The organism is Erysipelotrichaceae bacterium 66202529 (genome assembly GCA_017161075.1).
Classification (GTDB): domain Bacteria; phylum Bacillota_I; class Bacilli_A; order Erysipelotrichales; family Erysipelotrichaceae; genus Clostridium_AQ.
Genome location: CP046174.1, coordinates 3,621,714 through 3,643,081 on the forward strand (window position 1 = coordinate 3,621,714; position 21,368 = coordinate 3,643,081).

The 21,368-nt window shown below is 41.2% G+C and carries 16 protein-coding genes and 1 pseudogene; 1 reads left to right on the forward strand and 16 read right to left on the reverse strand.

The window, feature by feature from the left end; all coding sequences use genetic code 11:
• Positions 1-51: 51 nt before the first annotated feature.
• The 9 genes from GKZ87_17090 to GKZ87_17130 form a co-directional block, all read right to left on the reverse strand.
• Entirely contained in the window at positions 52-1,551 is a 1,500-nt protein-coding gene (locus GKZ87_17090) for a family 1 glycosylhydrolase (GenBank protein ID QSI27077.1), read from the reverse strand.
• A 132-nt stretch (positions 1,552-1,683) separates the two neighbouring features.
• Entirely contained in the window at positions 1,684-2,583 is a 900-nt protein-coding gene (locus GKZ87_17095; protein ID QSI28005.1) for an SIS domain-containing protein, read from the reverse strand.
• Between the two features lie 162 nt (positions 2,584-2,745).
• A complete protein-coding gene (locus GKZ87_17100; protein QSI27078.1) occupies positions 2,746-4,170 on the reverse strand; it encodes a family 1 glycosylhydrolase in 1,425 nt (474 codons plus the stop codon).
• Between the two features lie 134 nt (positions 4,171-4,304).
• Positions 4,305-5,678: a M24 family metallopeptidase gene (locus tag GKZ87_17105; protein ID QSI27079.1), complete on the reverse strand. Its 1,374-nt coding sequence runs from the start codon at positions 5,676-5,678 to the stop codon at positions 4,305-4,307.
• Between the two features lie 101 nt (positions 5,679-5,779).
• On the reverse strand, positions 5,780-7,222 hold the full coding sequence (locus GKZ87_17110; GenBank protein ID QSI27080.1) for a microcystin degradation protein MlrC: 1,443 nt from the start codon (positions 7,220-7,222) through the stop codon (positions 5,780-5,782).
• A gap of 155 nt (positions 7,223-7,377) precedes the next feature.
• On the reverse strand, positions 7,378-8,820 hold the full coding sequence (locus tag GKZ87_17115; protein ID QSI27081.1) for a microcystin degradation protein MlrC: 1,443 nt from the start codon (positions 8,818-8,820) through the stop codon (positions 7,378-7,380).
• Positions 8,821-8,913: 93 nt separating this feature from the next.
• Positions 8,914-10,299 carry a protein-N(pi)-phosphohistidine--sugar phosphotransferase gene (locus GKZ87_17120; protein ID QSI27082.1) on the reverse strand — a complete coding sequence of 462 codons (1,386 nt, stop codon included), beginning with the start codon at positions 10,297-10,299 and terminating at the stop codon, positions 8,914-8,916.
• 374 nt (positions 10,300-10,673) lie between these two features.
• Positions 10,674-11,513 (reverse strand): PRD domain-containing protein, encoded by an 840-nt coding sequence (locus GKZ87_17125; GenBank protein ID QSI27083.1) that lies wholly within the window; start codon positions 11,511-11,513, stop codon positions 10,674-10,676.
• A 12-nt stretch (positions 11,514-11,525) separates the two neighbouring features.
• A complete protein-coding gene (locus GKZ87_17130) occupies positions 11,526-11,966 on the reverse strand; it encodes a PTS glucose transporter subunit IIA (GenBank protein QSI27084.1) in 441 nt (146 codons plus the stop codon).
• A gap of 551 nt (positions 11,967-12,517) precedes the next feature.
• Between GKZ87_17130 and GKZ87_17135 the strand changes: the two genes are divergently transcribed.
• A complete protein-coding gene (locus tag GKZ87_17135; GenBank protein ID QSI27085.1) occupies positions 12,518-13,435 on the forward strand; it encodes a hypothetical protein in 918 nt (305 codons plus the stop codon).
• 67 nt (positions 13,436-13,502) lie between these two features.
• On the opposite strand, the gene GKZ87_17140 is transcribed toward GKZ87_17135, so the two are convergent.
• From GKZ87_17140 to GKZ87_17170, 7 genes and pseudogenes are all read right to left on the reverse strand, one after another.
• Entirely contained in the window at positions 13,503-14,390 is an 888-nt protein-coding gene (locus tag GKZ87_17140) for a PHP domain-containing protein (protein ID QSI27086.1), read from the reverse strand.
• On the reverse strand, positions 14,387-15,403 hold the full coding sequence (locus tag GKZ87_17145; GenBank protein ID QSI27087.1) for an ROK family protein: 1,017 nt from the start codon (positions 15,401-15,403) through the stop codon (positions 14,387-14,389). Before GKZ87_17145 ends, GKZ87_17140 begins: the two co-directional genes overlap by 4 nt.
• A gap of 436 nt (positions 15,404-15,839) precedes the next feature.
• Positions 15,840-16,838 (reverse strand): annotated as a pseudogene (locus GKZ87_17150) (Rpn family recombination-promoting nuclease/putative transposase).
• A gap of 512 nt (positions 16,839-17,350) precedes the next feature.
• Positions 17,351-17,983, reverse strand: a complete 633-nt coding sequence (gene hxlA, locus GKZ87_17155) for a 3-hexulose-6-phosphate synthase (protein QSI27088.1) — start codon at positions 17,981-17,983, stop codon at positions 17,351-17,353.
• 3 nt (positions 17,984-17,986) lie between these two features.
• Positions 17,987-18,937, reverse strand: a complete 951-nt coding sequence (locus GKZ87_17160; GenBank protein ID QSI27089.1) for a mannose-6-phosphate isomerase — start codon at positions 18,935-18,937, stop codon at positions 17,987-17,989.
• The gene (locus GKZ87_17165; GenBank protein ID QSI27090.1) at positions 18,921-19,703 is read right to left on the reverse strand and encodes a DeoR family transcriptional regulator; all 783 of its coding nucleotides are present in this window, start codon (positions 19,701-19,703) and stop codon (positions 18,921-18,923) included. The genes GKZ87_17160 and GKZ87_17165 overlap by 17 nt, the downstream gene beginning before the upstream one ends.
• 609 nt (positions 19,704-20,312) lie before the next feature.
• A complete protein-coding gene (locus GKZ87_17170; protein ID QSI28006.1) occupies positions 20,313-21,287 on the reverse strand; it encodes a gfo/Idh/MocA family oxidoreductase in 975 nt (324 codons plus the stop codon).
• Between the last annotated feature and the right edge of the window lie 81 nt (positions 21,288-21,368).

A 21,368-nucleotide genomic window follows, 5' to 3' on the forward strand; every position in this document is an offset into this window, starting at 1 on the left:
GTTTTATATTTTTATAGCATTATGTTTTACTACACCATCTCTACTGGTATTTCATCCCTCTTTTTCCTTCAATCGAATATTTGCATATAGTTCTTTTCCATTTGATTTTATCAGATTAGCATACCAATAGAAAGAATCCTTTCGTATCCTTTTATAACTGCCGTTTCCATAATTATCTGCATCCACATATATAACACCATATCGTTTTTTCATTTCACATGTACCCTGTGAAATTATATCAATAGGTCCCCACATCGTATATCCCATGACATCAACGCCATCTTTAATTGCTTCCTTTATAGCTACGATATGCTTACACATATAATCAATCCTGTATTGATCATGAATCTTTCCGTCCTTACTTAGGATATCATCAGCACCAAGTCCATTCTCAGCAATCAGAATCGGTAGCTGAAACCGGTCATAAAGCTTATTCAACACGATTCTCAATCCTGTAGGATCAATAGGCCAACGCCAATCACTCACTTCCAGGTAGGGATTGAGTTTATCCACCATAATAACACTATTTTTATGCTCACTCTTTTGTTTGATATGTGAAGAGATATAACTCATATAATAGCTAAAGGAAATAAAATCGACAGTTCCTGTTCTTAATATTTCCTCATCCTCTGTATTCATTTTTATATGTATATTATTCTCATGAAAATATCTTGCCATATATGACGGATAATATCCCCTTACGGTAACATCTAGATAAAACATATTCAATTGACTTTCATGCAATGCTTCATACACATCTGCGGGATGGCAGGTTTCAGGGTAAGGATCTATGACTGCAATCATGCTTCCTATGCACGCATCCTGAATTATCTTCTTACATAAACTCACAGCTAATGCACTGGCAATCAACTGATGATGAATTGCTTGATATTCCACTTCAAGAATATTATTCGTTTTAGCTTTTTCCAGTAACACCCCACCGCCAACATAAGGTACTGTAGTCATTTGATTCATCTCGTTAAAAGGAATCCATCTTTTAACCTTATTTTTATATCGCTTGAACACTACCTCACAATATTTCAAGTAAAGGTCTATGGTTTCTCGGCTTTCCCAGCCATTTAATTTCAAGGTTATTTCTATTGGCATTTCATAATGCGATAATGTTACAATCGGCATAATATCATGCTTTAAGCACTCGTCAAATACTTGATCATAAAACTGAAGACCTTCTTCATTTGGTTCTTTTTCAAATCCCGTTGGATAAATCCTTGTCCATGCAATCGACATGCGGTAGCATCGAAACCCTAACTCCGAAAATAACGCTATGTCTTCTTTCCATCTATGATAGAAATCATTTCCACGATGTTTTGGAAAATTACCCTGGAATCCATTCGTTTTGAAATTCATAATTTCTTCATAGGTTGCATCCATAACAGGTATATGTTTTTCAACAGCTTCCTCACGAAACGGTGTCATATCCGCTGTTGAAAGACCTTTTCCACCTTGTCTAAAGCCCCCCTCCAATTGATTTGCTGCAGTTGCTCCTCCCCATAAAAAATCACTTGGAAAGTTATCCTGATATGCTTTCATTTTACATCCTCCTTATTCATAATGCTATGATATCCTTCTCATTCGACTAAAACAATAGTTAGCAGGAGTATAAAAACAATGTACTAAAATAAATTAAAATCGCTTTATTTAAGCGGAACATTGTAACGCTTTTTAATCATCATCTTTCAATATAGGATTACGAATTATTTTTTTCACACTTCCTCTATTTTTTTCAAAGTCAGTTAAATAATTTTTTCTATTTTGATAATTCACAAAATAATCAGAAGAAAAGTAATAAGAATAGAGAAGATCCATTAAAAAAAGTACAGATATATTGAAACCAAAATCACCGATTTTTGCATTTATTTTCTCTCTTGTGGATGCATATAAGCAGCAATCAGAATATTTTGAAAGCCCGTGATTACCATAAGAAGTAATAGCGATAAATGAAACACCTCGTTTTCTTAATTTTGCTGCGATGTCCAAAACGTTTCTTGTTTCTCCTGAATACGATACGAGGATAAATGTATTTTCCTTTTGTGTGAAGCTAGCATGATAATACAACTCATCTATAACGTTTGATACAATAACATTTTTTCCTATTTTTATCATTTTATCTTTAAAAATATCGCATATGCCGATTTGTGCTCCTGCACTATATATATAAATAATCTCAGCCCTTTTTAGTGCATATAACGCTTTATGAAGTATTGCATAATCCATCAAAGATAAAACATCTTCAATCGTTTCTTTGAATAATGCTGCTAATTTATTGGTTATCGTTCTTTCATCATCCTTTTGCTGAAAAGGAATATTGGGATCAATATTTTGAAAGTGTGATGAAAAATATTTTAATTCCGATAAATAGTCTTGCTTAAACATACGATAACCACTATATCCTAGTCTTTGAAAGAATCGTATTACAGTTGCTGGTGATACATAGGTTTTATTTGCTATGGATCGAACAGTTTCATTTTCCAAATCCTCTCCTTTGTCCAGTATAAAGCTTGCTATTATTTTATCTATACTTGAAAAATATTCATTCGATTTCAACAATTGTGTAAGTAACATATTAACCTCATTTCTATGCGGCACTTTCTCCCTCATGTAAAAACAAAGAAAGCAAGATGCTATCACTTCCACACATAGCTCTTGCTCACGAATGATTTTAGAAATACTTCTCAATGCTTATCATTTATATTAGGAAAAGCAGTATGCTGAATTTAAAGTTAACTACGATTCTTTTGTCTTTTGGAAATCCTCAATCAGCTTTTTAAACCAGTAATAGCTCTTTTTCGGATAGCGTTTATTATGATCGTCAAAGTCCACTCGAACAAGTCCATAGCGCTTTTCATAGCCGTTGACCCAGCTGTATAAATCCATTGTAGACCAAGCATAATAGCCGCAGACATTACAGCCATCCTTCATTGCCTCATACATATAATCAATATATCCCTGCATCATTTCAATACGCTCATCATCCGCTACATAACCATCTGCATCCGGTGTTTCATAGCAGCCGTGTCCGTTTTCCGTGATATATACAGGTATATCCCCATAGCGCTCCTTGATTTCCATCAGCGTGTTATACATACATTTCGGATAGATTTCACGTCCCCACAAATTCCGTTTGGTATTCGGATCAATCGTGGTTTCATACCAATCCCGGATACGAATTCCTTCCTTTGCATTGGAGCCGGCACCTTTATTGTTATGGAATACCTCTGTTTCTCCTTCTGTATAGTCTGTAATGTAGAAGCGGTTGTATACATTAAGACCCAGAAAATCAATTATCCCCTTTTGGAAGGTCAGCATATCTTCAAATTTTATAAAAGAGGTTTCCATCTGATATTCTCTAAGCAACGGGATAAGACTGCCGGGCAGCTCCCCTTTCATTGCAGTATCCAGAATGATACGGTTATAAAAGAGAGCCGCTATGAGCTTGATGCGTTCCTTTTCTTTTGCATCCGGTGCAAGCTCTACGTTGCTGGAATCGTGAACGATACCGATTTTTCCATCCAGCTGCATGTCATGGTAGATGGCAACAGCCTTTGCACTCGCAACTGCTTCATGATAGACTGTTGTGAAATAGCGGTTGAAATCATGACGGTGATTTGGAGGATAATTTCCAACCATGTTACTGCAATAAGCATAATATTTCGGTTCATTGATTGTCACCCAAAGCTTTACACGATCTCCAAAGGCTTCAAAGCAGACCCTCGCATAGGCTGCAAATGCGTCAATGATTGCACGATTTTCCCAGCCGCCTTCATCCGATATGGCCTTTGGAAGATCATAATGAAACAGCGTAACATTGGGCTCAATCTCCTGAGCCAGACAATAATCAATCACCCTGTTATAGAAATCAATCCCCTTTTGATTGACCTGCCCTGTTCCCTGCGGCAGAATTCTTGCCCAGGAAATAGAGAACCGGTAGGTATTCTGTCCTCCTGCCTTGAGCATATCAATATCTTCCTTGTAATGGTGATAAAAATCACAGGATACATCTCCGGTGGCACCATTGATATTTAAGGGATTCCCATGAGAGAAGACATCCCATTCTCCTTCTCCCTTTCCATCCTCATTCCATGCCCCTTCACATTGATAGGCTGCTGTTGCACTGCCCCATAAAAATTTTTGTTTATTCTTCTGAATCATAGGTTTCTCCATTCCCGCATCCAATACGATGCGCATTCTATTTCTTGCTGTTTATTTTCCACAATAAGGGTTCATCATATCCCCTAGCCTTACGGTTTATCCTTCGAGAACCCTTAACGGCTTTTGCCATGGTCTTAGGCACAGGTCAGTGCCAATTCTTTATTCAATAAATACGGACGCAGATACGCTGTAGCCATGCTTGTAGGCAGCACCTCTTCATGAATACGGATACCTAACACATCCTGCATATACGCTCTGCGTTTTTCCATACGGCTCCACATGGCAGGGTAGTTTTGCATGATATCCCTGCGCAGGTCTTCATCCGCCAGCAGTATTCCGCTTTCACAGCTGACTCCGCCATATCCGGCTACACTTGGAATGATATCGATCTGAAGCAGCATTCCGCTTTTCAGCACCTCTTTGGATGCCGGATACACCGGTGAGGACATCCATTCCTCATCAGCACAGAGATGCCCAGGATTCAGCGTCCAGCCATAAACAGCCTGCGGCAGTACAGCCTCCACTGCATTGTATAATGCTTCGCCGCTCATACCGATTTGTATGCTTTCCAGCCAGGTTTTCACTGCATGGAAATATGGAATTGCGACAGCCTCCAAATACTTCTGTTCTCCTGCTGAAAGCTGCTCGGCACTTTCCACCGCATATCCTCCCCGGCTCTGCAGACCACCCTTAAAGCCGGTTGTAATCGATATTTTATCGCCACACTGAATGATTTTATTTCCAGGATACATATTCGCATGTTCAAAACGCTCACCGGTCGCCATAATCGTTACGACGCTGTGCCGCTGTCCTGCGGCAGCCAGGGATTCTGCGACTTCCATCTCTGTTTTGCCTGCTTCCAGTTTATCCATCGTCTGTAAGATACAGTTTCCCGCCAGGGCAGCTCCAAATTCATAATGAGCTGCTTCATTCGCATTATTGGTTGTCCGTATACCATTTTCACCGATAAACAGATAGGCCGCGTTTAAAAATTGAGCATCACCGGCAGCTTCCTTTAACGCCTCTACTATAAAATACGGCAGGTCGTAAAGGGCTGTATTGTCTTCCACATGACTCGTGAAATTCTTCCATCCAACCAATCCGATTTTCTTAGCCCTTTGCAGCTCGCACTGTGCCAGAATTTCAGCCGCCTTCCTTTCTGTTTTCATCGGCTGGTTCGGTAAGGAAAAATGCGGCATATGTATCGGAGCTGCTTCAATTCTTGCCTTAGCGGCCTTGTTCAGATTCTCATTTCCCAGCACCATATATGCTTTTCCATCCGCATGAAGAATAAGCAAGGCTTCCTCAAAGCGTGGTAAAAAGCCACACAGATATTCAAAATTGCTGCCATGCTCCAAATCCGCATATACGACAACCGTATCAAAGCCATCCTCTTTCATTCTTGATAAAAGATTTGTTTTCCTCTCCTGCATCGTTTCATCACACAGCGTTACAGGAATTAGATTTTGTTCAATTTCAGGTGCTGCTATTTTTTTTAATGTAATCATATGCTGCTTCCTTTCTATAACTATTTTTATCAATGTCCGCAGAAGTACAGAGCATCTGTAAAGCAAGTACTGCCTTATATGCTATATGTGCATCTGCTCTGCTAAATTTCATCCAGCGGATACATCGGACGCATAATGCGTTTAAACGGTATGAGCCTTGTATCCTGTGGTGTTGCACCATCGGTTAATGACATGATGCACAGCTTTCCTTTTGCTTTCATCTCCGGATGAATATAGCCCTGCTTAACGACGATGATATCATAATCATCCCAATCCACACCGCAGGCATCTATCTGATGCTTTTCCACAAAGGAATGATTATTCTCCGTGACCACGATGGTTACCGGCATATCCCTGACATCTACTGTCACCAAACCGCCATAGTCCCCTTCTTCACCGTACATAAAGGTTCCTTCCTGTCTGCCAAACGCACGTATCGTAATAGCAAGCTCAACCGCTTTGCTTAATTCATCGCATTCCATGCCGAGCCGGATGCAAAGACTGTCATTTACCTCATATGCTGTTAACTTCTGATATGCTTTGGGATCATTGATTGCCGCAAACAGGATCCGCTTTTTCAACTCCCTGCAAGCCAGTACCTGACGCAAAATAAAGGTATTGGCTCCCATAGCACCGGATGTTACATTATCTCCGGAATCTGTGATAAACACTGGCTTTCCATTAAACTCCAGCGCTGCCTGCAAAGCCTTTTCGGGTGTTTCTGTACGCCCGGTATAATGAAATTCATGACGTTTTTCCCATACATAGCGCATCAGGATGTCTGCCACTTCCTCACCATATTCCCGATATGCCTCTGCACTTGGGACAACAACAATTCCACATCCGGCTTCCGGTGCGTCATGGCGCAAATATCCGACATGCCAGGAACAGCTTAAAATCCGTTCATCCTCTTCCAATTTATTCATAAAACGGTTAATCGAGTGAACCGGCTCATCCGATGAAACACTTTGTTCTCCACCCAGAATAAGGGGCAGCTTACGGTAGATTGCCTGGATATGCCTGCGATTGCGTATTTCATCCACCAATGCTTTACAGACAAACTGTACGGTTTCCGGTATATCGGTATGCGGTGCTTCCCGAAAGCTGCGAATGATTGCCGTACTCTCAACATATTCCTTTGTCAGATTGCCATGAGGATCACAGGAGATAGCGATTGGCAGATAAGGGCCGATTAGCTCTCTGATACAGCGGACAAGATGATGCTCCCCGGAGCCGATTTCCTCCACATAGCTTGCCCCATGCAAATGAAGGTAAATCCCATCCAGCTCACTCAGATGCTCTTTCACAGCAGTGAGAATACGCTGTTCAATGTAATCGAAGCATGCCTTTTTCATAACACCGCTGCAGGCTGCATCCGCACATAAAACAGGAATAACTTCAATATCGTCTGCGTCAAATACATTTCCAAGCTGCATATGCGTAAGAGCATCCTGTCCATAGGACAAAGCCACATTTTCCAGATCACACAGCATCGGCACATTTGCATTCGCTTCCAGAACAAATTTTGCAGCTAAAATTTTCATAAGATTCCTCCCTGATTTTTATTTGTTAAAATAAACCTTTTCCCTGCAGAACAAATCTCTGCAGGATGTCAAACAGTTAAATAGATGCTTCCATATCACCCAATGATAGTCCATGGATATTTATGATGGTATCCACGTATAAAAATCCTTTTGCTTTATATCTCATCAATCGGGTACATCGGACGCATAATCCGCTTAAACGGTAACCGGGCAGTATCCTGTAAGGTAGCTCCCTGCGTAAGAGACATGATACAGAGCTTGCCTATTTTTTTGAAATCCGGAAAAATATAGCCCTGTTTCACGACGATTACATCATAGGCATCCATGTCAATACCGGCACTTGAAAACTGATGAAGCTCACAAATTGCCCATCCGGTATCTGCTACCATGATATCAATAGCAGTTCCCTGAATCGTCACATTGACACAATGTCCAAATACCGTATTGTGGTCATGCATCATGAAGCCTGTCAGCACACCGCTGGATTTTACAATAACATCCAGCTCCACAGCCTTACTCATTTCATCCCGGTTCACACCCAGTGTGATATGTGACATCTGGCCTATGGTTAACCCGCTTAATTTTTGATACGCTTGCGGATCGCATATCGTCGCAAACAGGAAGGCTTTCTGCAAGGCATCGACTTCCAGTACCTGACGCAGAATATACGTATTCCATCCGGTAGCTCCGGAGGTTACATTATCCCCGGAATCGGTGAGGAACACCGGCTTTCCGTCAAATTCCAATACACTTTGCAAGGCTTCCTCAGGATTTGCGGATTGCCCTGTGTAGTGAAATTCATGTCGTTTATCCCATACATAGCTTGCCAGTCTATCGGCACATTCCTGTGCGTATGGGAAATCCTGTTCACTGTTTGGAACAACGATAATACCGCAGCCTGCAACATCACAATCATGACGAATATATCCCACGTGCCAGGAACAGCTTAAAATACGCTGATCCTGCTCCATTTCATCCATATAGCGATTGATGGAGCGTACCGGCTCATCACTGGAAACGCTTTGCTCTCCTCCCAGAATCAGAGGCAGCTTACGGTATATGGAATGAATATTGCGTCTGTTTTTCAACAGCTCACACAGCATCTCCGCCACCTTTTGCATGGTTGCGTCCGCATCTGTATGGGGAGATTCACGATAGCTTCTTATTATCGTCGTTGCTTCTGCATATTCCCTGCATAAGTTTCCATGCGGATCACAAACAACAGCAATCGGTAAATACGGGCCTGTAATCTTACGAATTTCCTTTAAAATGTGATGATCCCCGGATCCGATACCTTCTACCTCGCTTGCGCCATGCAGCATCAGAAAGATTCCATCAGCCTCCTGCAAATGGTCCTTTACCGTCTGTATAAATGCGGCCTCGATATAATCAAATGCTGCTTTTTCAACAACACCACCGGCACCAGCATTTGCATAAATAGACGCAATGAGCTGAATTCCATTCTTATCAAATGTCCTTCGCACCCCCATTTTGTTGATGCAATCCTCACCAAATCCGATATCATACTGCTTTATTGTGCATAGATCAGGAATATTTGCATTTGACTCTGTAATAAACTCACCAACGATTACCTTCATAGGCTCCTCCTTTTTCATTCTTGTTTTCAAGTATTACATTTTCCTATAAGAAAGACTTCAACAAATACATATTCGTTAAAGTCCTTTCGTTCATTATCCCTTTACTGTATCTGTTTTTTTAAGAATATAGCTTGTAGCGATAAAGGATACGATGATTGCAACAGCAGCCACAATGAAGTATAAAATAATATTTCCGGTGGAACCATCCGCAGGCAGAAAATAGAAGAAGGATAATAATCCCGGACACCCCCCGACAACATAATTCTGCAATCCGAATATACCTGCGATAAGTCCAGAACAAACCGCACCAACAGCCGTTCCAATCAGACATTTAGGACGCATGATTAAGGAACCGTAAAAGGCAGGCTCCGTAACACCGCAAAGAGCAGTAATTCCGAAAGAGGAAATCATACCCTTTTGCGCTTTATCCTTTAAATGAAATGCCACAGCAAGCGCACTGCCGCCAATACATAAATTTGATACCAGACCCATTACCATATTAAATGGATCATATCCGATTTCCGCTATTGACTGCGCCATAATCGGTGTAAAGGCTTTATCCAGCCCCAGCATAACCATGTAAGGATACAAAGCAGATAGAATAGGCATCGCAATCCATCCGGCTACCTTCATTACAGCCTGAATTGCAGCACCCACAGCATTACTTAATTCTGTACCGATCGGTCCCAAAATAATCAATGTAATCGGTACGACGATAATCATCGTCAGAATCGGCTTTAAGAAATAAACAAACATCTCCGGTATGGCTTTCTTCAGCAGCTTATCCACAAAATACATAACAGCAACACCCAGGATGATTGGGAATACACTGCCTGCATACGATACCGTAGGTACACTTAACCCCAGGAAATCCAGTCCCTTTGCATCACTGCAGACAAATAAAACAGCTCCCAGAAAACCACCCATGATAGGCTCCATGCGCAATGATTTCGCAAAGGAGTAACCAATCCAAATCGGGAAGAATGAAAAACCTGCCGTAAAGATATTCAATAACAGCTGTGCTGTTCCACCATCTGCACTCATTCCAAAATAGTTTACCATCAGGTTTTTAATAGCCAGAATCAAGCCTCCGGTAATCATAGCCGGAATGATTGGCATAAAAATCGCAGCACATTTATTTCCAAATACATTTAGATAGTACATGAAATTCTTTTCCTGATTATCCTCAGCGGTATCATCCGTAAATGCTTCGTTTTCATCCATTACCTTGAATCCGGAAACATCCAGAAAATCGTTGTATGCGTCATTTACCTCAGGCCCGATAATAATTTGTATCTGTCCGGCTTTTTCCACCAGGCCTACAACGCGGTCTTCTTTTTTCAGAGCCTCGATATCGATTATATTCTTATTCTTGTAATGAATTCTCAACCTTGTTGCACAATGTTCGACGAATTTAATATTTTCTAAACCACCTATATCCTTTAAAACACCTTTGGCCATTTCTGTATATTTTGCCATTTAAAATTTCCTCCTTTAATGAAAATAAATTTTCTAAGAGGTTTGGCCGGATTTCCCGTTACCATCCAATGCTGTTGCTTTCTACCTAGTATAGATGCGTTACCTGAGATATCTCAGTGGTGATCTATATCCCTTTCTCACTGATTCTTTATCAGAACCTGAAATCAAACACCAGATGCAAAAGCTATGATAAGCCCCAAGTCTTGTTGTTCCTCATGAAACTGTTTTACAGCGATACCTTCGCACTTCGACGATACCATACTTATCCTTTTAAATCAGTGAAAACAGATAAAGCAGATAACAATCATTCCTGTTTCATATAAATAACTTTGCAACTTTCATTTACGATGTTTTATTCAGGATTCCAGCTTGTTCTAAACACTGTCCTTTGTTAATTTATTCAAATGAATCAGAAGGTATAATTTCTCCTCATCATTTACAATGTAGTTATATTTCTTTTCCAGCATTTGCGCTATTTCATTCACACATGCGTACTGCCGTACACTGTGTTCCTTCATAATTTGAAAGATTTCCTGGTTAGCTGCAGATTGCTGTGCGTCGGCTTCCGCATTTACGATCCTTTGTACAAAGAAACGGCAATGTGTAAGAAACCGGTCAAAGTCATAATTGTCCTGTACTTCTATTTTGAAGCATTTCAATACGATATTGTTAATACTTTCCAAAATGGATGTTATCGTATAAATCTGCATCATATTGGATTTAAACTCCGCATTCACAATGTGTAATGTGATAAAATTCGCTTCATTATCATCGATATGCAGATGGAATGCGTTGCGCAGCAGTTCAATAGCGTGCAGTGCAAGCTTATACTCTTCCCTGTAAAGGGATTTTACATTTAGCAGCATTGCCATATCAAAATCAATTCCCATACGGATGCGCTCAATGGTATTCGCTATATGATCTGTAAGCGTCACATAAATACCGTCATCCAAAATTTTTGTACTGTGCTCTTTAAAATAAGCGATGATTTCCTCTGATACCAGGATATAGTCCAATGGTGTGTCCTGTATCATTTTTTCAAACTTATGCTTAGCTTCCCCTTTCAGCTCAAATTTCTTTTCTGCGTTCTCAGCCTGAATTTCATCCCCCTTTTTCATACCGAATACGATACCTTTTCCAACCAGAATAACCTCGTCACCCTTTTCATTGATAACCATGGCGATGTTATTGTTATAAATTTTCTTAATTAGCATAGGTGTACCTGCTTACACAATCTCAAACAGAGGCTCCCCCACTTTGATGTCCCCATATACTTCCATCTGTTCAACCTTTTTATTAGTGACGATAATCGGTACGATCACATCCAGATGTTGACTGCGAATCATATCCCAGTCAACCACTGTCAGCAGCTCCCCCTGCTTTACCTGATCTCCAACTCTGGCTTTTGTCTGAAACGGCTTCCCCTTTAAGCCCACGGTATCAATGCCGATGTGGATAAGGATATCAGAACCTTTCTTTGTGGTAATACCAATGGCGTGCTGTGTTTCGTAAATCATCGTTATCGTACCATCCACCGGACTTCGCAGCTCATTTTCTTCAGGTATGACGGCAATACCATCTCCCAGCATTTTTTCTGCGAACATTTCATCCTTAACATTTTCCAGCTTCGTTGCTTTCCCGTTTACCGGGCTAAATAAAATTTCCATACTGCTTCCTCCTTATCAAAGCTTTTAAAAATCTGCATATCACCCTGTTATTTTGTCATTCCATCCCGTTTATCAGCCTTCCTTTCAAAAAGCATTCCTGCTTGTAAGAGTGATAAATCCCTGCTTCATACTTCTATCAGAATACAAAAAAGCAAGACGTTATCATACCAAAAATTGGATTTACAGATAGGTCTTGCTTCCTAAAATCGAATTAAGAATTACAATCCAGTCATTATTTTATCCGCATCTAAAGTATAGCACCTTGCTGAAAGCGTTGTCAATACCAATTTTATGTATATTTTCACATGTTTTCTATGCAGGTATCATCTACTAATCGCATAGAACATATCATACAACATGCAGCATCTAAGTGTGTATAATCCTGTGTATTATTTTCCAGGTTTCCTGCAGTGTATTTCCTTTTCTATGGATAAATGCTATATACATATTCACATTCTGTTGAAATCTGTTAAAGTAAGTGATTTTCTCATCCTGGCATAATCCTATAACCATAGCATATACTACCTCATAAATGCAACAGGAGGAATCCTATGAGAACCGATAGCAATCAGGAATTCGCACTGCACGTTCCAAAAGAAAACAAGCCCTGGTTTGAAGGCTGGTATGTTCGTGTTTGTACAAGGGAAATCAGCTTTGCCATCATTTTCGGTCTGCAAATAAGCAGTCAAAAGAAAAGTGCTTTTATCCAATTTCTTGACACTCATACACAAACAAGCCGCTATGTTGAATTTCCATGGAAGGCGGTATGCATTAGGCAGCATCCCTTTGAGCTTTGCTTACAGGAAAACAGGCTTACCTTAAACACGGTTACACTGCGGCTTCCATACCTGCAGGCTGACCTCAGGCATAGCGCACTGACCCCGCTGACAGCTTCCCGCTATGCCCCTACCATTATGGGCCCTTTTTCATATGTCCCCATGGAATGCACGCACTCCATCATTTCTCTGCATCATAGCGTTGAAGGGACTCTTTTACTGAAGCAGACACGCTTTGATATTCGCGGTATTGGATATATGGAGAAAGACCGCGGCACCTCCTTTCCCAGCGCGTATGCATGGTTTCAATCCAATTGCAGTGCAGATACTTCCTCCTGCTTCTTTTTTTCATTGGCACAGATTCCTTTTCTTAAAACAACATTTCAGGGCTGTATCTGTGTCCTGATGTCCGGCAGCTGTCAGCTTCGCTTTGCGACTTATTTAGGCTGTCGTGTAACTTGGGATAAAAAGCATCACGAATTGATCCTAAGACAATATCCCCTGAAATTGCGGATACGCTTTTTTGGAGATCAGGGACAGATACTTGCGGCGCCGAAGGATGGAAATATGAAGGAAAGAATATCGGAAACCCTACAGGGGGAGGCTTATGTCACACTTATATGCAGAAACCGGCATATAAAAAGCTGGCATTTCACACAGGGAGGATTGGAGCGCTCTGGCATAACAATATGAGAATACAGCGATTTGCATACAAAAAAAGCAGGGTTGTATGGCTAAAATCATCCTTCCCTGCTCCGCTTTATTTTATTAGGGCTTTCAGTCGTTCCACCAGCTGAGCATTTTCATCCTCCGGCATACTGCACATCCCAATCTGTACTGAGGGCTTTGTTTTCCCATGAAAATCACTGCCGCAGGACATCAACAGCTGATGGCGTTTCGCCAGATCATAATAAAACTGTGTCTGCTGTGGCGTATGATAGGAGCTATATACTTCAAATCCATCAACTCCTGCTTCCAAAAGATCATGAATGCGATCAGGCTGCTCCTTAGCATTCATACCGGGATGAGCAACGATGGCAATCGCATGCTGCTGATGCAGCATTTCCACAATAGCAGCTACATCCGGATATATAATTTCCACATATGCCGGTTTTCCTGGCGAACAGATATCCCAGTAGAAATTGACAAAGGGATTATCACTGCGCTCCCCACCCGGATAATACGGCTGCAGAAGTGGATTTTTTTTATCTGTATCATATTCCATCGCAGCCTCAGCGATTGCTTCTCCGGTTGTAATTCCTCCCGGACTCAGCTCCTGTATCCGCTTATCATCAAAATCAATTCCCAGCTTTCGTACCAGCTGTTTGCGCTTCCTGCTTGCTTCCCGCTCCTGTGATGCCACATGCTCCTCAATTTCGTCAAACACCGGGTGATGCACATCAATACCATATCCGAGAATATGATATCCAATATTTTGTGAAACAGCGTCGATTTCAATGGCAGGAATGCAGGTAATACCATATTCTGCCTGGTGATGAAGGGCTATACGGCTGCCTCTTACACTGTTATGATCTGCCACTGCCATCATATCCAGACCGGCTTTTTTGCACATTTGAAGTAATTCCGTTGGTTCATATTGTCCATCGTCGCTATAGCGTGAATGCATGTGAAGATCCAGTTTTATCATAGGGATGCACCTCTTTCTTTTCGTATAATCTGATCAAATAGCTCTCTGGCGGCAATCGCCTGAACACCGAGAGAGAAATCCTCGTGTATATCATTCCTCAGAATGATATCCGGCGGTGTAAGCACCTTCCATTCTGTTTTTATGATGCTAATCAGCTGCTTCAGCAATGCTTCTGTCATCGTATCACAATAAATCAGAAGTGCATGAGGATCATACATACAGGCAATGCTTTGTATCAGCAGATCCATATTATGCAGCTGCTCCTCATCGCTGAGATTTTCTTTCGTCCAATTAACACCAAGCGGCAGCTGGTCCAGCTCACCGACCATATGATTGGCACCGCGATAGATATCTCCCCGGATATAGACCGCTGATCCAGGGGAGTATTTTCTTGGAAAATATAGTCCGGCTGTACATTCCTGGCGGATATTCTGACGCTGGCAGTATCCGAATAAGGCCGCATTGATATCATTTTCGATAAGCACCGGTATTTGATAGGTGCTGCGAAGTCTATTAAACAGCTTTTGCGACTGAAAGACTGCATAATCCATAACCTTCAGCTTCCCCTTGTGTTCGGTTCCCGGTATACCGAATACCATAACCGATATTGTGGGATACTGCTTCATCAGTTGTGAAATAATCTGTTCCAGCTTATCCGCATCGAGCTCCTCTATGGCATACCTAACGGATGACAGAAGCTCCTGAAAGAGATCATGTACCTCCAGATACAGCTGTTCCTTGCCATTGTGAACATACATATACGCAGTCAGTGCCATTTTATATCGTTCATTATAGCGGTATTGCCATGCCGGCCGGCCTCCGCCTGAGGGCATCATTTGATCCTGCTGTACTTCACCGTTTTCCAGCAGCTCATTCAACAGGGAGTTGACACTTACGACACTTAAACCGCTCAGCTTGGCCAGCTGCGGCTTAGTCGCACAGCGCTGATTTAAAAACACACCCCGTAATACGGATAAATTTTCATTTTTCATTTGTATGGGATTCCAGGCCAAAATATCACCCCTCTCTTTTTAAAGAGTCTTTACTAAGTCACTTATACTGTACAGGATGTCCTTTGAAATGTCAACTGTTTATTTCAGTTAATGATCTGCCATATTCAAATGCAAATGCTCTTATTACCCGATATAAAAAACATAGCATCACCAATATCTGATAATGCTATATCTTCTTATTATCGATTGACTGTTGCGGTTGTGATCGTTAAATCAAGCTTATCTGTACGAGTATCTGTCTGTAAGTAATTGTCATGGCTTCTTATTTTAATTCCATTATATGTTATCTGTTAGGAAATTCAATACCTATATGACAGAAATGACTATTGACGATAACTTAATTGCAATCAAATGCCTTTCATCTTTCAGCAATAAGAAACTGCCTTATAGATAGGGATTTCCTATAAAGCAACTCTTAAAACATGTTTAGATTTAATTATTCATCATTATCTATTATTTTCTTTTTTAAATCACCGAGTGTATCGCAGGTAAACAGCTGTTCTGATATCAAAATGAGCTGTTCTGATGTAAGCGTCTTTAACCATTTTGTGGCATCCTCATGATATTTTTTCTCAATCTGACCTTTCAGAAGCAACCGTTCTCCATCTTCCTTTCCTTTTCTAATACCTCTTTCAATTCCCTGTTCTAATCCTTGCTCTAATCCTTGTTCAAGCCCTCTTTCAAGACCCTCCTTATAGCTGTCATTCAGACCATTGCGATAGCGTGCTTCTCCCATCTGAATTGCCATTGCCGTTGACCATAGCTTGTCATTTTTCTGCATTTCCTTGTACTTTTCCACGAACACTTTCACCAGCCTTTCCTTCGTTTTTAGTATAGCATCATTTTCATTATTTTCAAACAGATACCCAGAGGGCAGAACCTAACACAACTGCTCAAAGTCATTCAACTTCAAAATCCCCTGCTTCCTTACCAGCTCATTGATTACCGGTAGATGTATGTAGCTGCGTTTTATCAGTGCCTTTTTATTCTCCACCTCTCCCTTTTCGGTACGCATTTGGTAATGATTCATCAGATTTTGATTATTCCATGGATATTCATCAATGAAAATTATCTGATGGACAGGCTTCAATAGCTCATACTTCTCCCCGCTGTTTAACTGATCATTCAGCGCTCTTGCCCCATAAAACTCAAAGCGCTTCAATTCTGTTTCAGTAAACGTTGTCTGCATTTCGATGCAAAACAGCTGGCCGTTTTCATCCTTTACGTGGACATCTAAAATAATCTTTTTCTTTCCGATGGTCTTGGGGTCCAGATTAGGATTCATAACCGTACTTTCCTTAACCCGTATCCCGGTCACACGTTCGATAATGGTGTTGCGTGCAAAGATGGAGCCTTCATCCTCACGAGAGAGGGTGTACTTGAAGAACAAATCGTTGCGGTAATTCAATACATCTTCTTGTTGTTTTCTTGTCATTTGACATTTCCTCGTTTCTGCAAGGTTATTCCTTACACTCTTATATACGAAAGGAAATGTTGTAATTCCTAAAATATTTTAAAATTTCTCCATTTTTATTAAATCATAGATAAAAATTAGATAACTCATATTTTGATATATCTATTAGCTTCATGATACTAAAGGAAATAGAATAATCACAAAGTTCATTGTCTATAATAAAGACCTCTTTATATTCTGTAAATATGAATGTTTAAGAACACATATAAACATAGCGTTTTTGAGTTTACCATCTTCAACGCTATGCTTATTTGTTATTCATTCTTTTAATACTTTCATAGGCTGCTTACAGCATCACTTTTACCTGTTCCTGCGTATAAGAATTGTCATGTTTTATCATAAATCCCCCTAGCACAAACAAGAGTTCATCCGTTAACAGCTAGCTGACAATATTACAATTACAGCCTCTATATAACATGCTCATAGACATATGCAGCTGCTTCAGCTTTCCCACAGTATAAATGTGAATGCTGTTATTTGCTGTGTACCGCTTTATAAATCCGTTCAGCTTCCCTGACTGGATCCTGTGCATGCGTAATACCGGAGCCTACTATGACGATATCCGGCTCCAACGCCACATAATCGGAAATTGTGTTTCCATTGATTCCTCCGGCCACAGATACACCGGCTGCTTTTACACATTGCTTCATCAGCTTTAAATCCTGAAGCGGCTCTCTCCCTGCCGCCTGCTGATCAGCACCGACATGTACAGCAACAATATGTGCCTGAATTTCCTCCATCTGGGCTATTTTCTTTGGCATATCCTCCACACAAATCATATCCACAACAACCTGTTTTCCATAACGGTTAGCCGCTGCGACACAGCCCTTGACTGTCAGAATATCGGTAACTCCCAAAACTGTAACATAATCCGCTCCGGCCTGTAGGGCTTCCTCTGCCTCATAATCTCCGGCATCCATAATTTTCAAATCTGCCAGAAGCTCTTTTTCCGGAAATTCCTTCTTCATCACACGTACGGCCTCCATACCGTATGCAATCACAAACGGTGTACCGATTTCTATAATATCGACATAATCGTGTACCCTGTGTACAAGGGCTATCGCGTCCTCCAGTGTAATATCATCCAATGCCAGTTGCAGCTTCATAAGCTAATCCTCCTTCTCATTTCGATAGGATGCCAAAAAGACATCCATGTTTCCTTTAAACTCCAGCATGCCCATACCCTCCGGTACCAGCACAGTCTCTCCTTTTCTGATTGAGACTCCCTGTATGCTTCCTTCGCCTTCAACACACGTATAAAACGCAAAGCGCGGATGTGAGAAGGTACCCTTTTCTTCAACCTGCAGACGCATCAGGGTGTACAGTCCAGGCTCATCCCAGTATCTTGTCACATGAATTCCACGCTCAAAGCTGGAAGGATACAGTACAAATTCCGTTGAAGTATCCGGCATATTTACATTTTCATAAACCTGTTCCGGCTGTATAGCACGCTTTTCTCCCGTAGAGGGATCCTTACGGTCATAATCATATAAGCGTAACGTACAATCTGCATTTCTGGATATATTATATGTCAGCACACCAGCTCCAATCGCATGAAGTGTACCGGCAGGAATATCAATAAACGCATCCTTGACCGCTTTCAGATATTTCAGCAGTCCCTCCCAGTCCTGTTGCTCAGTTTTCTCTTTAAATTCCTCAATCGTTTTCGCCCTATGTCCAAACTGAATCCTTCCATTTTCAGTTGTATCCAGAATTACCCATGCTTCCGGTTTTCCTCGTCCGCCATTGTATGCTCTGGCAAATGCATCATCCGGATGCAGCTGCACGGAAAGATCAGCGACGGGATCAAGTATATTGACGCGCACGGGAAGCTCATCTGTATCGCAGTTGAACCAGTGCGGGTATTCCTTGTATAATGCGGACAATGTTAGCTTCATTTCCGGAACATCACAATCCGCATGCCCCTTCAGTGCCACGACATTATATACCTCTCCCAGCGGCTTGACATCTGTATGATAGTGAAATTCCTTTTCCAGACGGTCTCCGCCGCCCCACATACGCGGTTCATAAAACGGTAGTATTTTAACGATTTTCTTCATATCCATCCTCCTGTGCCATCCAGATCGGCACCTGCTTTTCATAATGCTCATAAGCTCTCGCGGATAAAGAAGCATCCGTGATGATACCGTCAATTTCCTCCCAGCTGCACAGGGTATGAAAGCCGGATTCCTGAAATTTATCACTATCCGCTAAAACATAAATTCTTTCACTCTGACGTATCATAGCCTTTTTTGCCTCCAGCTCCTGATAGGAATGTGTGGTTGGTCCTTTCCGTTCAGATATACCGCTGGTTCCCAAAAAGCATACATCCGCATGCACGGATTCGATTGCCTGTACGCACCAGCTGCCTGTTAGAGAACGGTTTTTCTCCCGTTTCTTTCCTCCGGTCAGAAATACATTATGCAGTGATGCATCCAGTGTTTCCCAGGCCAGAAGCGAATTGGTCACAATATCCAGAGGACGGCAGGTATTCAGCAGCTTCGCAAGCTCATGTATGGTCGTTCCAGCATCCAGAAAAATTACCTTGGCATCCTTTAGAAAGCTAAGAGCATAACGGGCAATTTCCTGTTTTTTTGACACATGCTCCATTCGTACAGGAAGCGTGTGTTCCACATCGAGCAGCGATAGTCCTGCTCCGCCATATTCCTTACGAGCAATTCCCGCAGCCTCCAGATATTTTAAATCCTTGCGAATGGTTTCCATGCTTACCTGATACTGCTCTGCAAGCTGCTGTGCCTTCACATAGCCCTGCTCCTGCAGCATTCTGGTTATTTCATTGCGGCGTTCAAAGGTTGGTATCTTCACATTGCGTTCTCCTTCCTGATGACAGTATACGAAAATTGTAATCGGAATACAAATTGCGATTTCTTGTGATTTTCTTCAATCATACCATATATATTGCGTTTCCTTGCGATAAAGCTGTCATGTATAAAATAAAATCTATGAAAATATATCAATCCGTAAAAGACACCTTTCGCTATAGTCTGCTTTCTAATGGGACATTTTTATGTTTGAAGTATATGTCAAGCCATATTTTTCGTTAGCTTTAAGGGAATATGAAGCAGAAGGAGCTTGTACAGCTGCAGTAGCATGAGCCGCAAGGTATCCTAAAGCATCCTTATGGCTGCATCCTAATCAAAGCAGAAAAGGTAAAAAGCGATTAACTAGCTTTATGCAGATAAAAAAGGAAACGACTTCAAACTCTGTTTTTCCTTTTATTTTCTTTTTTGATTGAGCTTTCCATAATGTATAAAAAAGATTTCCACTTGTTTTTTTATCGTTCGAGCTTTCCATAAAGGAAAAAAGAGATTTCCACACCACGATCAATCTGTAATCTGCAGTATGAGAAACCTCTTATTAAGAGCTTTGGAAAAGAAGCTCCGCATGATCAAATTCAGAATTTCCTAGTTCAGGCTACAGACCTGCCTTCTCTCTGGCCTGCGTAATGATTTCCATAACAATCAGGCTTTCCTTCTGTCCTTCCTCCACACGCTTCCAGTCCTGTTCACGCAAAATACGTTCAAATTCTACGAATTCAAATTTCATACGATGTACATCCGGATGAGAATTGAAACGACCTTCTTCATGAGTATCACGGTATGAGTAGGCTACCGCCGCGCAAACAGAAGCAGAGCCTTCCACCTCCAGATAACCGTTTTCTCCTTCAATCACTGCCTGCGAAGGTCCCGCACAATCCTTTGCGGCTATACATACGGATTTAAAGGTACCATAATCCAGCACTAAAACACCTGATGTATCCACACGCTTATCAATATTTGCATAATACTGTACATCCTTAGGCATACCAAACAAGCCTGCATTGAAGTGTATGTTGTATACATTCAAATCCATGAGTGCACCGCCTGCCATATCCGCATTGAATGCAGGCAGAATCTCCCCGCGTTTAAATGCATCAAAACGGGAGGAATACTGAGAATAATTACAGGATACAACATGTACGTTTCCTATTCTCTCCAGCTGCTTTTTTAATTCGATATAATTTGGATAGTATTGGTTGGTAATTGCCTCCAGCAGCATAACCTGCTGTTGCTCAGCCAGTGCAATCAGCTCCTTTAATTCATCGACATGAACCGTGAACGGCTTTTCACAAATAACATGCTTTCCGGCAAGAATGGCTTTCCGGGTGAACTCATAATGCAAATGGTTGTTCACAGCTACATATACTGTATCGATTTCATCCAGCTTCAGCATTTCCTCATAATCAGTAAACATATATGTGATGCCATGCTCCTCACTTAGTTTTTTCAGCTTTTCTTCAGAACGTTTGGTCGCACAGATGCCGACAAGCTCTATTCCTTTTATATCATGTACAAATTCCAGCAGGCCCTGTATTACGATCATACCTGCTCCAGCAATACCTAATTTCATAACAGCTCCCTCTACTTTCTTACTCATAATGTAGCATATCTTTCTATTTCTGTGAATATAAGTTTTAAAAATTTGGTATTT

What these genes read in the sequence shown, in the direction of transcription:
- GKZ87_17160 (QSI27089.1), bottom strand. Translation starts at nt 18,937, where the DNA reads ATGAAGAAAATCGTTAAAATACTACCGTTTTATGAACCGCGTATGTGG.
- GKZ87_17115 (QSI27081.1), bottom strand. Translation starts at nt 8,820, where the DNA reads ATGAAGGTAATCGTTGGTGAGTTTATTACAGAGTCAAATGCAAATATT.
- GKZ87_17125 (QSI27083.1), bottom strand. Translation starts at nt 11,513, where the DNA reads ATGCTAATTAAGAAAATTTATAACAATAACATCGCCATGGTTATCAAT.
- GKZ87_17110 (QSI27080.1), bottom strand. Translation starts at nt 7,222, where the DNA reads ATGAAAATTTTAGCTGCAAAATTTGTTCTGGAAGCGAATGCAAATGTG.
- hxlA (QSI27088.1), bottom strand. Translation starts at nt 17,983, where the DNA reads ATGAAGCTGCAACTGGCATTGGATGATATTACACTGGAGGACGCGATA.
- GKZ87_17130 (QSI27084.1), bottom strand. Translation starts at nt 11,966, where the DNA reads ATGGAAATTTTATTTAGCCCGGTAAACGGGAAAGCAACGAAGCTGGAA.
- GKZ87_17090 (QSI27077.1), bottom strand. Translation starts at nt 1,551, where the DNA reads ATGAAAGCATATCAGGATAACTTTCCAAGTGATTTTTTATGGGGAGGA.
- GKZ87_17135 (QSI27085.1), top strand. Translation starts at nt 12,518, where the DNA reads ATGAGAACCGATAGCAATCAGGAATTCGCACTGCACGTTCCAAAAGAA.
- GKZ87_17170 (QSI28006.1), bottom strand. Translation starts at nt 21,287, where the DNA reads ATGAAATTAGGTATTGCTGGAGCAGGTATGATCGTAATACAGGGCCTG.
- GKZ87_17105 (QSI27079.1), bottom strand. Translation starts at nt 5,678, where the DNA reads ATGATTACATTAAAAAAAATAGCAGCACCTGAAATTGAACAAAATCTA.
- GKZ87_17140 (QSI27086.1), bottom strand. Translation starts at nt 14,390, where the DNA reads ATGATAAAACTGGATCTTCACATGCATTCACGCTATAGCGACGATGGA.
- GKZ87_17120 (QSI27082.1), bottom strand. Translation starts at nt 10,299, where the DNA reads ATGGCAAAATATACAGAAATGGCCAAAGGTGTTTTAAAGGATATAGGT.
- GKZ87_17100 (QSI27078.1), bottom strand. Translation starts at nt 4,170, where the DNA reads ATGATTCAGAAGAATAAACAAAAATTTTTATGGGGCAGTGCAACAGCA.
- GKZ87_17095 (QSI28005.1), bottom strand. Translation starts at nt 2,583, where the DNA reads ATGTTACTTACACAATTGTTGAAATCGAATGAATATTTTTCAAGTATA.